Source organism: Streptomyces sp. NPDC040405 (assembly GCF_055595765.1).
On sequence record NZ_JBVIVI010000007.1, the window covers coordinates 271,845 to 285,672 of the forward strand.

General features: G+C 72.1%; 11 protein-coding genes and 1 tRNA gene. 8 read left to right on the top strand and 4 right to left on the bottom strand.

Features of this window, described 5'->3' with window-relative positions; all coding sequences use genetic code 11:
• Window positions 1-46 precede the first annotated feature (46 nt).
• Entirely contained in the window at window positions 47-1,450 is a 1,404-nt protein-coding gene (locus ACZ59A_RS28055; protein ID WP_470963853.1) for a tyrosine-type recombinase/integrase, read from the top strand.
• Window positions 1,451-1,601: 151 nt separating this feature from the next.
• On the opposite strand, the gene ACZ59A_RS28060 is transcribed toward ACZ59A_RS28055, so the two are convergent.
• A tRNA-Ser gene (locus ACZ59A_RS28060) sits at window positions 1,602-1,688 on the bottom strand.
• A 38-nt stretch (window positions 1,689-1,726) separates the two neighbouring features.
• Complete coding sequence (locus ACZ59A_RS28065) at window positions 1,727-3,304, bottom strand: S1C family serine protease (protein WP_470963856.1); 1,578 nt, start codon at window positions 3,302-3,304, stop codon at window positions 1,727-1,729.
• Window positions 3,305-3,522: 218 nt separating this feature from the next.
• On the opposite strand from ACZ59A_RS28065, the gene ACZ59A_RS28070 reads away from it, so the two are divergent.
• From ACZ59A_RS28070 to ACZ59A_RS28080, 3 genes are all read left to right on the top strand, one after another.
• Complete coding sequence (locus tag ACZ59A_RS28070) at window positions 3,523-4,356, top strand: glycerophosphodiester phosphodiesterase (RefSeq protein WP_470963859.1); 834 nt, start codon at window positions 3,523-3,525, stop codon at window positions 4,354-4,356.
• A gap of 65 nt (window positions 4,357-4,421) precedes the next feature.
• Window positions 4,422-5,108: an ATP-binding protein gene (locus ACZ59A_RS28075; protein ID WP_470964440.1), complete on the top strand. Its 687-nt coding sequence runs from the start codon at window positions 4,422-4,424 to the stop codon at window positions 5,106-5,108.
• A 179-nt stretch (window positions 5,109-5,287) separates the two neighbouring features.
• Complete coding sequence (locus ACZ59A_RS28080; RefSeq protein ID WP_470963862.1) at window positions 5,288-6,256, top strand: DUF5926 family protein; 969 nt, start codon at window positions 5,288-5,290, stop codon at window positions 6,254-6,256.
• Window positions 6,257-6,751: 495 nt separating this feature from the next.
• Here ACZ59A_RS28080 and ACZ59A_RS28085 read toward each other — a convergent pair whose 3' ends face one another.
• A complete protein-coding gene (locus ACZ59A_RS28085; RefSeq protein WP_468043246.1) occupies window positions 6,752-7,426 on the bottom strand; it encodes a bifunctional DNA primase/polymerase in 675 nt (224 codons plus the stop codon).
• A gap of 574 nt (window positions 7,427-8,000) precedes the next feature.
• Here ACZ59A_RS28085 and ACZ59A_RS28090 point away from each other — a divergent pair.
• The gene (locus ACZ59A_RS28090; RefSeq protein WP_470963865.1) at window positions 8,001-9,563 is read left to right on the top strand and encodes a PP2C family protein-serine/threonine phosphatase; all 1,563 of its coding nucleotides are present in this window, start codon (window positions 8,001-8,003) and stop codon (window positions 9,561-9,563) included.
• Window positions 9,564-9,678: 115 nt separating this feature from the next.
• Complete coding sequence (locus ACZ59A_RS28095; RefSeq protein WP_470963868.1) at window positions 9,679-11,187, top strand: aminopeptidase P family protein; 1,509 nt, start codon at window positions 9,679-9,681, stop codon at window positions 11,185-11,187.
• A 116-nt stretch (window positions 11,188-11,303) separates the two neighbouring features.
• On the opposite strand, the gene ACZ59A_RS28100 is transcribed toward ACZ59A_RS28095, so the two are convergent.
• A complete protein-coding gene (locus ACZ59A_RS28100; RefSeq protein WP_468043241.1) occupies window positions 11,304-11,807 on the bottom strand; it encodes an ATP-binding protein in 504 nt (167 codons plus the stop codon).
• Window positions 11,808-12,008: 201 nt separating this feature from the next.
• On the opposite strand from ACZ59A_RS28100, the gene ACZ59A_RS28105 reads away from it, so the two are divergent.
• A complete protein-coding gene (locus ACZ59A_RS28105; protein ID WP_470963871.1) occupies window positions 12,009-12,821 on the top strand; it encodes a hypothetical protein in 813 nt (270 codons plus the stop codon).
• 95 nt (window positions 12,822-12,916) lie between these two features.
• Window positions 12,917-13,663 carry a YcnI family copper-binding membrane protein gene (locus ACZ59A_RS28110; RefSeq protein ID WP_470963874.1) on the top strand — a complete coding sequence of 249 codons (747 nt, stop codon included), beginning with the start codon at window positions 12,917-12,919 and terminating at the stop codon, window positions 13,661-13,663.
• The last annotated feature ends 165 nt before the right edge of the window (window positions 13,664-13,828 follow it).

Sequence of the window (13,828 nt, forward strand, 5' to 3'; positions counted from 1 at the left end):
GCGCGCCGTCACGGCGCGCCCCTTCTGCCTGTTCAGGAGACACATCGTGTTGACCTACGACGTACGGATCTGGGGCATCCGGAAGCGCAACAGCAAGAGCGCCCCCTTCCAGCTCCGGTGGTCGGTCGGCGGCAAGACCCACTACCAGGCGTTCCAGAGCGAGCCGCTCGCCGATGGGCGCCGGGCTGAACTGAAGTCGGCCGTCCGCGCAGGCGAACAGTTCGATGCAGAGACGGGCCTGCCCGCATCCGAGCTGCGCGAACTCAACTCCCCGACCTGGTACGAACACGCCTGCGACTACGCCCTCATGAAGTGGCCCAACGTCGCCGCGAAGCACCGCGCCGGGATCGCCGAGGCGCTGACCAACATGATGCCCGTACTGATCTCCGGGCCGAAGAAGGGAACGCCGGATCCTGAGGTTCTGCGCCTGGCGCTGCGCGTGTGGGCCTTCCAGTGCGTCCGCGATGACGAGGGCGAGTTCGCGGCCCGGAAGGACGTGGAGGACCCGCCGGAGGAGATCGCGGCCGCACTGGCGTGGGTGGCGAAGCACTCCGTCAAGGTCGTGGACATGGACAACTCGGATCGGATCCGCCGGGCTCTTCGTGCCCTCTCCACCAAGCTGGACGGCACGGCATCGGCGGACAACACGTTCCGGCGCAAGCGCACCGTCCTGAGTAACGCCCTGCGCTACGCGATCGAACGGGGCCTGCTCACCGTCAACCCGCTGAGCCGGATCGACTGGGACCCGCCGGAGACGGACGACGAGGTGGACTTCCGCTACGTTCCCGGCCCGGAGTTGATGCGGGATCTGCTGGAGGCCGTGAGGGCCCAAGGGCCGCGCGGGGAGCACCTTCACGCGTTCTTCGGGTGCCTGTACTACGCGGGGATGCGCCCTTCCGAGGCAGCCGCGCTGACCAAGCGGGACTGCAAGCTGCCGGAGTCCGGTTGGGGCGAACTGATCCTCGCGGGGAGCCGACCAGAGGTCGGGGCCGGGTGGACGGATGACGGCAAGTCGTACGAGGTGCGCGGGCTGAAGCGACGGGCCCGGAACACGACCCGGCCGGTACCCATTCCGCCCGTGCTCGTGCAGCTGCTGCGCAAGCACTTGGACGCGTACGGGACCGCCCCGGACGGACGGCTCTTCCGCGCCGTGCGCAGTGGTCGGGTGCGCTCGACGGAGTACACGGAGGTCTGGCAGGAGGCCCGGCGGAAAGCTCTTCCCGCCGCCGAGGTCCATACGCCGCTCGCCGAGGTGCCGTACGCAGCGCGGCACGCGGGCCTCTCGCTATGGATCAAGGCGGGCGTGGATCCGGTCGATGTCGCCCGGCGGGCCGGGCACAGCATCGCCGTGCTCTGGAAGTTCTACGCGAAGCTGCTGCGCGGGCAGCAGCACCGGGCCAACCAGCTGATCGATGACGCGCTCAACAGCACGTCTGACGAGGCCCAGTGACGGAGGGCTGCGGCCGTCAGTTTGGCCACAGGTTGACCACACACGCTGGTCAACGCTGGGATTCAAGTGGGACAGGGTGAGACAGAAAGCAGGTGGGAGGGGGCTCCGGAATTCCCGGAACCCCCTCCCACCTGCACTTTTTCTACCTGCGCGGAGGCTGTGGGATTTGAACCCACGGTGACATCGCTGCCACGACGGTTTTCAAGACCGTTCCCTTAGGCCGCTCGGGCAAGCCTCCCCGCGCCACCTTGGTGGCGCGGGGATCAGCCTAGCGTGTCAGCTGTCTCCCTTGCGCTGCCCCAGGGTGACGTCGACCGTTGAGGTCTTGCCGTCGCGCTTGTAGGTGAGGGTGACCTTGTCGCCGGGCTTGTGGGTCCAGATCTCGCTGATCAGGGTCGGGCCGCTGTCGATGGCGGTGTCGTCGAGCTTGGTGATCACGTCGCCGGACTTGAGGCCCGCCTTGGCGGCCGGGCCGCCGGGGACGACGGCGGGGCTGCCGCCGGTGCCGTTGGCGGCGATGGTGGCACCGGCGCCGCTGTCCTTCATGCTGACCGTGGCCTCGATCACCGGGTAGACCGGCTGGCCGGTCTTGATCAGCTGCTGGGCGACGTTCTTCGCCTGGTTGATCGGGATGGCGAAGCCGAGGCCGATGCTGCCGGACTGCTGGGACTCGCCGAGGCCGCTGCCGCTGCCCGCGGACTGGATGGCCGAGTTGATGCCGATGACGCCGCCGTCCGCGTTGAGCAGCGGGCCGCCGGAGTTGCCGGGGTTGATGGAGGCGTCGGTCTGCAGGGCGCTCATGTAGGAGGAGTTGCCACCGCCGCCGTCGCTGGAGGCGACCGGGCGGTTCTTGGCGCTCACGATGCCGGTGGTGACGGTGCCGGAGAGGCCGAAGGGGGCCCCGATGGCGACCGTGGCGTCGCCGACGACGACCTTGTCGGAGTTGCCCAGCGGCAGCGGGTCGAGCTTGGCGCCGGAGGCGTTCTTGAGCTTGATGACGGCGACGTCGTAGCCCCGGGCCTTGCCCACGACCTCGGCGGTGTACCGCTTGCCGTTGGAGAAGGTGGCGGTGAGCTTGCCGTTGTCGGCGGCGGAGGCCACGACGTGGTTGTTGGTGAGGATGTGGCCCTGCTTGTCGTAGACGAAGCCGGTGCCGGTGCCGCCCTCACCGTTGTTGCCCTTCGCCTCGATGGTGACGACGCTGGGCAGGGTCTTGCCCGCGATGTTGGACACGGAGCCGGGTGCGCGGCTTTCCGCCTTCGGGTTGCCGACGGCCGAGACGGTGGTGGTGTCACCGCTGTCGTTCTCCCGGTCAGCGGCCCAGAAGCCGACGCCGCCGCCGATGCCGCCCGCGACCAGCACGGCGGCCAGGACGGCGGCCACGAGCCCGCGGGGCTTGCGCTCCGGCGTCCCGGGAGGAGGCGGTACGGGGGCGGTTCCCCACGGGTCGCCCGGGCCGCCGCCCTGGGCGCCGGAACCGGGGACGGAACCAGGGACGGAACCCGGGCCGCCCGGCTGGCCGCCGTCGGAAGGCCACGGTCCGGCGCCGGAGCCCGGAGCGCCGAAGCCCGGGGCACCGCCGTTGTCGCCCGCACCGGTCGACGCGAACGCCGCCGGGGGCTGGGTGGGGGCCGGGGGCTGGGCCGGAGGGGTGGGGGACGGCGCCGGGGCGTTCGCTTCCGCGGTCTGGTCCGGAGCCGGGCCTATCGGCGCGTCCGGTGCGGCCGGCTTCGCGCCCGCGGTGGGCTCGAAGTCCGGCGCGGGCGGCACCGCGGGGTTCGGGTGCGGCGCCGGAGGGGCCGGTTGCGGCCCGGCCGCAGGCGGTACGGCAGCGCCCTCGTTCTCGGTGCTCACAGCTGTCTCCTCAGGTGCACGACAGTTTTTCCATGACGGCCCACGCGTACGTATTACCGTTGTCAGCTTTTCCCACAGCGCGTCAGACCGCCGTAAGGAGCGGCGGCCGTGTGGACTACCACCCTTTATCCCGGACAATTCGCCCTGCCGCCATTCCGGGCAACGGCGGGAAGCGGAACCTTCCACCGAGAGACACCGGGCGGTGGCACCATAACGCGGTGACCTATGCGCGTTCTGACCGGGACATCCGCCCGGGTCCGCACACCGTGTCCGTCGTGGCCCACCGCGGGGCCTCCGAGGATGCGCCGGAGCACACCCTGGCCGCGTACCGCAGGGCGATCGAGGACGGCGCCGACGCCCTCGAATGCGATGTCCGGCTGACCGCCGACGGCCAGCTCGTCTGCGTCCACGACCGGCGCATCGACCGCACGTCCAACGGCCGCGGCGCGGTCTCCGGCCTGGAGCTGGCCGATCTCGCGGCCCTGGACTTCGGGTCCTGGAAGGGGCAGGCCACCGACAAGGAAGCGCCGGACCGGAGGAGCCGGGACAGTACGTCCGTCCTCACCCTCGAACGGCTGCTGGAGCTGATCGCCGACGCCGGACGCCACGTCGAGCTGGCTATCGAGACCAAGCACCCCACCCGGTGGGCGGGCCAGGTCGAGGACCGGCTGATCCAGCTTCTGCGCCGGTACGGGCTCGACGCGCCGCCGCCCGGCGAGCCGCCGCCCGTGCGCGTCATGAGCTTCTCGGCGCGCTCGCTGCACCGGGTGCGGACCGCGGCGCCCGCCATCCCCACCGTCTATCTGATGCAGTTCGTCCTGCCCCGCCACCGGGACGGGCACCTCCCGCCGGGGGTACGGATCGCCGGGCCCAGCATCCGGATCGTGCGCAACCACCCGGCCTATGTGGCGCGGCTGCAGCGCGCGGGGCACCGAGTGCACGTGTGGACCGTCGACGAACCGGCCGATGTCGAGCTGTGCCTTCGATTGGGGGTCGACGCGCTGATCACGAATCGCCCTAAACGGGTACTGTCCCAACTCGGGCGCTCATAGTGGGCATTACGAGGCGTGCACCGGCGCGTTCGTTACGTATTCGATCGTGACGAGTGCGTCACACGATGCCACTTGGCCGGTTTCCGCTCCAGCCCATCGGGGCATCCATCCCCTGGCGTGGGGCTAAGGAGGTCTCGGGGGTGGCGTTGGTGGTGGCACAGCAGGTGCCGACGTCGTCGACCATGGCCGTACCCCATGGTCCTGCGGGCGTCCGCGTGGCAAGACAGTGGATGCGCGGCGATTTGGGCAGGACTGGGGTATCGGATTCGGTCATAGACGACGCAGTGTTGATCCTTTCGGAACTGCTCAGCAATGCATGGCGACATGGCAGCCCATGGCGCTCCGCCCCTGGCGGCGGGACGGTTCGCGCGGCATGGAGCGTCGACGAAGACGATCGGGTGACGGTCGAAGTCACGGATGGCGGTGGCCCCACAAGGCCACTTCCGGCCAAACCTTCCGTTACGGCCCGCGGCGGCCGCGGGCTGAACATCATCAGGTCCCTGGCCGACGACTGGGGCGTGCGCGACGGCACGGGCGAGGTGACCGTATGGGCCCTCCTCCCGGCCGACACCGGCTTCTCCGGCCGGGTCATGCTGCCGACCGACCTCGGCGTGGATCTGCGCGCGGAGCCCGGTCTTCGTACGAACGCCAACGCGAACGGCGGCACGAGCGTCCACACGAACCTCGACGCGAACATCGATCCCGATTTCGACCGCGAGCTGGGCTTCGCCGATCTGGACGAGCTGGCATGACCGACGCGGCGCACCTGGCCGACGAGGTTCGGCCGAAGGGCTAGGCTCCCGCCCGTACGCATCGCCGTAGGACGGCGTACGCGCCGATACGAGCCCGTAGCCGATACGCGCGATTTACGAGCGCATACGAGCCCGTACGGACCAGCCCTGAGCCGCCACGATCGGGAGACAGCCACACCATGGCCAAGAAGCGCCGCCCCCAGACGAAGGCCGCAGGACCCCGGGGCACCACGGGCGACATCCCCGTGGTGGGTGCGCGGGAGCCCTGCCCGTGCGGTTCGGGCCGCCGCTACAAGGCCTGCCACGGCCGGGAGGCCGCCCACTCCGTCACCGAGCTGGTGCAGCGGCCCTTCGAGGGCCTGCCCAGCGAATGCGACTGGGTGGCGCTGCGCGAGCTGGTGCCCGCCGCGACCGTCCGGCTGTCCCTCGCCGAGGGGCTGCCCGAGGGTGTGCCGTCGGTCACCCTGGCGACCGTGCTGCCGATGGCCTGGCCCGCGCTGCGCCGGGACAGCGGCGCCGTGCTGGTCGGCCTGCAGAACGACACGGCCTCCGGCGACCTCAGCCGCGATCTGGCCGACACGCTCCGGCGCGCGCTGACCGCCGAGCCCGGCACGCCGGTGTCGGCCCAGCGGGCGCCCGGCGACGGTCCGCGCCTGCAGGATCTGCTCGACCCGAACGGCGCTTTCACGCCGACCCTGCACGAGGGGTTCGAGTTCTGGCTGGAGGACGCCGCGAACGCGACCGGGGAGGTCGCCGCGTCCCTGGAACGGGCCAACGCCGCCGCGATCCCGACCGCCCGGCTCACCGGTGTGGAGGCCGCCTACTGGTGCGAGACGCCGGAGAAGAACCACCTGCGCTGGGTGATGTCCACCCCGGAGGAGAAGCTGCTCGACGCGCTCGCGCGGCTGCATGCGGCGGGGGCGTCCTCACTGGGCGAAGACACCCGTCTGGTGGGCTCTTTCCGGGCTCACGGGCTCACCGTGCCGGTGTGGGACCTGCCCCGCGGCATGGGCGCGGAGGACACCGAGAAGCCCGCCGCGGAGCTGGCGGAACGGCTGGGCGAGGCACTCGCCTCGGACGAGCCGCTCACCGCCGAACAGCGGCGCGCCCGAGGCGGTCTCACCAACCGTCAGGTGACGCTCAGCTGAGCCTCGCGACGCTTCGGCCGAGCGGCCCGGACGGCGTGACGCTGCTCACAACTCACCGTTACGGCCTGCAAGTACGCGTCCGGAAATCCGCGATCGAATTTGCTTAGGGCCGATCTCTTGTTACGGTTCTAAAAGCCCGGTCGCTGGTGCATCCCCCGTCGCCAGCGACCGGGCGCTTGCGTGTCCGGTACCGGAACGCACGGGTCCGGTACGGACCAACCGGCCGCGGCGCCGCGGGAGTTGCCCCCGCCGCAGGCCCTGCCGCCCGAGCAGCCTGAGCACAGGCCCCCACAGACTCCGCAGGCCCCGCCGCCGCGGCACCGGGCCACTGAAGATCCCCCGAAAGCACCACACGCGGCGAAGCCGTGGGCCGCGCCGCGTGTGACGTTGACGTGCGTGGTGTTGACGAAGGCGCCCGAGGCTGCCGAGCGTGGCGGGCGCCGAGGGCGCGGGGGCGGCGCAGGGGCCGACGACGAGCCGCCCGGGTCGGCCGGGTCAGTAGGCGAGCCGACTGCCTCCGTCGGGCGCGCTGCTGCTCGCCTCGACGAGCGCGTCCACCACGGTGGCCACCTCCGGCAGCCAGGGCCGCCCGCGGCGGCGCTGCGGCGCCCGCTCCCAGCGCACCCGGCCGAGCCCCGTCTGCGACGGCGGCAGCACCAGATAGCCGCCCTCGCCGTGGAACCTCAGCGAGCTGGGCACCCAGTCCTGGCGGTTGAGGAGGTCGCCCAGCTCTTCGAGGGAGTACGGGGCGACCAGCAGCGACCAGCGGGTGGGCGTGGCGACCACCGGGCCGAGCCGGACGCCCGCCCGGTCGAAGGCGGCCAGCGCCTGGGCCCCGGCGACCGCGGGCAGGCTGAGCGCGCACGGGGCCGGGCCGCCGGTGGCGAGGAGGAGCGGTGCGTTGGGGCGGTTGGTCCACCACCAGCGCACCATGCGCGGATCGGTGGTGGCCGCGAGGAGAACGGGGTCGAAGGGGTGTCCGCCCGGCACCGCGCAGTCCGGGTCCGGACAGCCGCACACCCGCATGCGTCCGCCGCCGGACTGGAGGCCGATGCCTGGCAGGACGGGCCACTGCCACTCGGTGGCGCAGGTGAGCGCCGCGCGGAGCAGCGGCGAGCGTGCGCCGCGCCGCAGCGAGAACTTGCGTCGCCTTCCGAGGATCTCGCGCATGAGCGCTCGTTCCTTTCCGTTAACGCCGAGGGCTGTATCCGTTCGCACTACATGGCACTTCACATGGCACTTCGTGGCGCTGCCGGGCGTCGTTCGGCCACTCACAGCACGTGGATCACAAGTCACTGCGCGTACAAGGCAGCGCATCACGCCGCGGGCCGAGCGTGGAACGTGGCGAGGGGTGGCGCGCGCATGGCGCTTGCCGTCCTGGGTGGTGCGTTTCCTCGCCACTCGGGGAGGGGCGCGGCCGTTGTGGTCTATGACGCCTGGACCGGCCGCGGGGTTCCGGGGCGGTCCGAACTGCCCCAGGCCCTCTCCGAATGTGTACCCGCCGCGATGGAGACGACGCGCTGTCGAATGACGTCAGTCGACCTCAAATTGACAGCGTAACGACTTTTTTTCGGCCAAGTTCAATTCCCCACAGACACTAACAAGAGCACCGGGACAATGCTGGACATCGCCTCTCTCGTGCGTGTACATCTGGAGACAGTAGCGGCACAGTAGCGGCGCAGCATGACAGGGGGTTTGCGATGCTATTGAGCAAGCTGGGCGCAACGGGTGAAGGCAGCGGTCCATGAACTCGCCCCATCCGCCGAAAGTGGCTGGAATCGATTCTTCCCTACCCGCACCCACGCAAACTGCCGATCCCATCAGCCCGCCCCTCGCAGCGCCGGAACCCGGTGTTCAGGACCGGCTCGCCGGGTGGGTCTCGGATCTCACGACGCTTCACGAGCTCACCGAGCGGCTGGTCCACACCAGCACTCTCGACGACGCGCTGAGGGAGCTGCTGCGCGCGGGCGCCGCGCTCGTGGGCGCGCAGCGCGGGCTGGTCGCGCTCGAACCGGCGGACGGGCAGGGCCCGGTGACCACCGTCGGCCTCGGCCTCGGCCGCGCCGACCTCGGCCAGCTGGAGACGATCCCGGGCAGCTCCGCGCCCGGGGGCCATCTCCTCGACGGGCTGCCCGAGCCGGGCGGCAAGCGGCGCGCCGACGTCACCCACCCCGACATCGCGGGCGAGGCCGGTCTCACCCCCCGCCATCGCGAGGTCGCCGCCCGCCTCGGCTTCGCCGCCAGCTACGCCGTCCCGCTGGACCCCTTCCCCGGCGCCTCCGGCCCCGGTCCCGGTTCCGGGCTCGCCATCGTCCCCGCGCCCGCCGCGGAGGACCCGTCCCCGGGCGCGGGCGACCGTACGGCGCCGGGCGCGGGGCAGGGCGCCGCGCAGGCTTCCGCCCCGGGCGGCGTCCCCGGCATGGCGGGGGTGCCCGCCGGGCGGCTCGGCGCGGTCGCCTGGCTCTACGACGAACCGGCCGAGCCCGAGGAGCACCAGCGCCATCTGGTGGCGCTGTACTGCCGTTACGCCGCCGCCCACATCACCCGGCTGATCGAGCTGGCCCGCGCCCGCGCCACCGTGGCGACCGTCCGGGAGGAGCTGCTGCCCACCCGGCTGCCGCGGCTGCCCGGGGTGCGCCTGGCCGTGCGCCACCGTCCCGGCCCGCAAGGCGGCGGGGACTGGTACGACGCGCTGCCGCTGCCGGACGGCGCCCTCGGCCTGTCGGTCGGCGCGGTCACCGGTTCCGGGCCGAGCGCCATCGTCGCGATGGGGCGGCTGCGGGCCTCGCTCCGCGCGTACGCCGTGATGGAGGGCGAGGATCCGGTCGCCGTGCTCTCCGATCTGGAGCTGCTGCTGCGGCTGACCGAGCCCGCCCGCTCCGCGACCGCCCTGTTCGCCTACTGCGAGCCCGGGGCGCGCCGGGTGCTGCTGGCCGGGGCGGGGCACTGCCCGCCGCTGATCACCGGGGAGCGGCGCACGGAGTTCGTGGAGACCACGCTGTCCGCGCCGCTGGGCATGCTCTCCTGCTGGGAGGCGCCGAGCGTGGAGATCGAGCCCGCCTGCGGAGAAACGCTTTTGTTCTACAGCGACGGGCTGCTCCGCCGCACCGGTGAGCCGATGGACCGCGCCTTCGCCCGGCTGCACGCGGCCGCGGCGGGCGCGCCCAGGGCGGTGCGCGCCGATCCGGACGCCTTCGCGGACCATGTGCTGCTGGCGATGCTCTCCGGCGAGGGCGGGGAGAGTCCCGACGCCGATACGGGGGAGGGCGCGGAGGACGTCGTCCTGCTCGTCGCGCACTTCGACTGAAGCGACGGCTGAGCGCCGCTGATCCGGCCGCCGATCCCCAGCAGACCGGCGGCCGACCGGCGGCTGATCAGCGGCGCCCCTCGTGTCTCCCGGGGCCCGTACCCCCGGACCTACCATGGGAGAGGTCCAGTTCGAGGAGGATGACGTGACCGAGGAGCCCACTCCTGACGCCCTGGAGACCCCGGAGGCCGAGGAGCAGCCCATCAAGCAGCGGAAGAACGGTCTCTACCCGGGCCTGTCCGATGAGCTTGCCGAGAACATGAAGTCCGGCTGGGCGGACACCGAGCTGCACGACCTGAGCCCCATCGAACAGGCTCCGCACACCGCCCGCCGCCGCGCCGCGCTCTCCGCGCGCTTCCCCGGCGAGCGCCTGGTCGTCCCCGCGGGCAACCTCCGTACGCGCTCCAACGACACGGAGTACAGCTTCCGCGCCGCGACCGAGTACGTGCACCTCACCGGCGACCAGACGGAGAACGGCGTCCTGGTGCTGGAGCCGGACGCGGGCGGGGGCCACAAGGCGACGGTGTACCTCCTGCCGCGCTCCAACCGGGAGAACGGCGAGTTCTGGCTGGACGGCCAGGGCGAGCTGTGGGTCGGGCGGCGGCACAGCCTCGGCGAGGCCGAGCGGCTGCTGGGCCTGCCCGCCAAGGACGTACGCGAGCTGGCCGGCCAGCTCGGCGACGCGACCGGCCCGGTGCGCGTCGTACGCGGCCATGACGCGGGCATCGAGGCGGCGCTGACCGACAAGGTCACCGCCGAGCGCGACGAGGAACTGCGGGTCTTCCTCAGCGAGCAGCGCCTGGTCAAGGACGAGTTCGAGATCGCCCAGCTGCAGGCGGCCGTCGACTCGACCGTGCGGGGCTTCGAGGACGTCGTGAAGGTCCTCGACAAGGCGGAGGCGACCTCGGAGCGCTACATCGAGGGGACGTTCTTCCTGCGCGCCCGCGTCGAGGGGAACGACGTCGGCTACGGCTCGATCTGCGCCGCCGGTCCGCACGCCACCACCCTCCACTGGGTGCGCAACGACGGCCCGGTCCGCTCCGGCGACCTGCTGCTCCTCGACGCCGGGGTCGAGACCACCACCCTCTACACCGCGGACGTCACCCGCACCCTGCCGGTCAGCGGCAGCTACACCCCGCTCCAGCGGAAGATCTACGACGCGGTGCACGAGGCGCAGGAGGCGGGCATCGCGGCGGTCAAGCCGGGCGCGAAGTACCGCGACTTCCACGACGCCGCCCAGCGCGTCCTGGCCACCAAGCTCGTCGAATGGGGCCTGGTCGAGGGCCCGGTCGAGCGCGTGCTGGAGCTGGGTCTGCAGCGCCGCTGGACGCTGCACGGCACCGGCCACATGCTCGGCCTGGACGTGCACGACTGCGCCGTGGCCCGCACCGAGACCTACGTCGCGGGCACGCTGGAGCCCGGCATGTGCCTCACCGTCGAGCCCGGGCTCTACTTCCAGCCCGACGACCTGACCGTGCCCGAGGAGTACCGGGGCATCGGCGTCCGGATCGAGGACGACATCCTGGTGACGGAGGACGGCAACCGCAATCTGTCGGCGGGGCTGCCACGGTCCGCCGAGGACGTCGAGGCGTGGATGGCCCGGATCATCGCCCAGCGCGGCTGAGGCGAGGCGGCCCCACGGGGCCCCAGGCGATCCGGCGGGGGAGCGGCGAGCACCGCTCCCCCGCCGTCGTTGGACAGCTTCCCCCGGTGAAACCCCCGATACGGAGAGACGCGCGACTACGACGCCCTGAGCAGGGAGTCCTCGCGCCACTTGAGAATCTTGTCGAAGCTCACCACCACTCCGCCGCGGCCCGGTCGGTCGCGATAGCGGACGTGATCGGTGAGTGCCTCGATGAGAAAAAGCCCCCGCCCGTGCTCCGCGTGCGCGGGAGCCGGGCTGTGCGGATGCTGCTGCCTCGGCGCCGACGCCGGACGCCGCTCGCTCCGGGTGCGCGACTCACGGCGCACGGTGCCGCGGCGGGCGAAGCCGGGGCCCGAGTCGGTGACCTCGATACGGCAGGTGTCGCCGTCGATGAAGGCCGTGACGCGGTAGTCCCCGCCCGTACCGTCGCTGCCGCCGTGCTCCACCGCGTTCGCACATGCCTCGGAAAGGGCGACCGACAGATCGTAGGAGATCTCCGGATCGACTCCGGCCGTCTCCATGGTGCCGAGGAGCAGTCGTCGTGCGAGCGGAACGCTCGCCGCCTCGCGGGGCAAATGGAGTGACCACCAGATGCTCATGCTCCAGCCTCCCGGCCGCGGCTCGACATACCGTTACGTATTGCCTGGGTCCATGGTCCGTAAGCGTCCGATTGACGTGACTCCGCTCATTCGGCGGACGCGCGCGGTAGGCGCATCGGTGTATAGACCTGTCCCGGTGTGCGCCGGTACGCCCTACCCGCCGTAGGGAACGCGTTTACCCAGTGGGATGATGGCGCGGCCATGGCTTCCCCTGTCGCCCGTGCGGGTGCCGATCTGCGCATGTTGCGGGCCGCGGTATTCACCGCGGCCTGTGTCGTGCTGTCCGCGGCGGGCCATGTGCTGGCGTCCTGTGCGACCGTGCCGCTGTGGACGCTCGGCGTGGGGGCCGCGGCGATGTTCGCGGTGGCGCTGCCGCTGGCCGGGCGGGAGCGGTCGCTGCCCGGGATCGCCTCGGTGCTGGCCCTGGGGCAGCTCGCGCTGCACTGCCTCTTCGGATACGGGCAGCAGCAGGCGGCCGCCGCCGCGGAGGCCGCCCACCGCGCGGACGCCGGTGAGGGCCGCGTCATCGGCATGGCGGCGAAGCTGCTGTGCACCACGCTCCCCGGCCGCCTCGACGCCGCCACGGCGCACCGGATCGTCGCCCGGTCGGGCATCGACCCGTCGTCCCTGCACGCGCCGTCCACCGCGGCGCCCGGACCCGAGCACCACATGGGGCTGACGGCCCTGCTGCCGTCGCTGCCGATGACCCTGGGCCATCTGCTGGCCGCGCTCGCCGTCGGCTGGCTGCTGCGGCGCGGCGAGAGGGCCGTATGGCGGGCGGTACGGCTGTCGCTGGACGGGGCGCGCGGAGTCGCGGAGGCCGCGCTCGTACGGTCGCTGCGCGCCGCGCTGGGGCTCGTACGGACGCTGCTCGCCGGGCTCACGGGCGCCGCGTACGACGCCGCGCCGCCGCGCCCGCGTACCGACGCGCCGGACGAGGGCGGGACGACGGCCGTCGTCCTCCAGCACAGCGTGATCAGGCGGGGACCGCCGCGCGTGGTACTCGCGGCCTGACCGACGCGACACGCCTCCAGCGGGACCGGAGGGTGGCCGCGCGGACGCCGCATGCGCGCCAACCCACCGATCACTCCTCATTTGGAGCGTTTGACATGAACGCCAAGCGTCGTCGCCGTCTGCCGGTTCTCGGCGGTCTCACCGCGGGCGCCCTGGTGCTGCTCGCCGCGGGCCCCGCCTTCGCGCACGTCAGCGTGCAGCCGGGGCAGGCCGAGAAGGGCGGCTACAGCACCGTCGACTTCAAGGTGCCCAACGAGCGGGACGACTCCTCGACCGTCAAGCTCGAGGTCAACCTGCCCACCGACCACCCGCTCGCCTCCGTGATGCCCCAGCCGGTGCCCGGCTGGGACGTGAAGGTCACCAAGACCAAGCTCGCCAAGCCCATCGAGACCGACGACGGCAAGGTGACCGAGGCGGTCAGCAAGATCACCTGGACCGGCGGAAAGATCGAGCCGGGCATGTTCCAGCAGTTCCCGGTCTCGGTCGGCCCGCTGCCGAAGGACGCCGACCAGCTCGCCTTCAAGGCCCTCCAGACGTACGACGACAAGGAGGTCGTGCGCTGGATCGAGGAGCCCAAGGAGGGCGCGCCGGAGCCGGAGAACCCGGCGCCGGTCCTCAAGCTCACCGACGCGGCCGAGGGCTCGGACGGGCACGGCTCCGCGACCGCGGGCGGCGCCAAGGGGACGAAGGCCACGGCGTCCGGCGACACGGCGAAGACCGCCTCGGCGTCGGATGACGACGGCACCGACACCACGGCACGGGTGCTGGGCATCGCGGGCATCGTCATCGGCGCCGCCGGGGTCATTTTCGGTGTGCTCGCGGGCCGCCGCCGCTCCGCCTGACCCACCCGAGAACCGCGTGTGACGGCACGGCGGGCCGCGCGTCCCGACCCGGCGCCGCGGTCCGCCCGGCGGGGGGGGCCAGAGGGCGGCACCAACACACCCACACCCCCAACCACCCCCCCTCCCTGGGGGGAAGAATTCCGCGAACCAAAAAGCCAGGATACG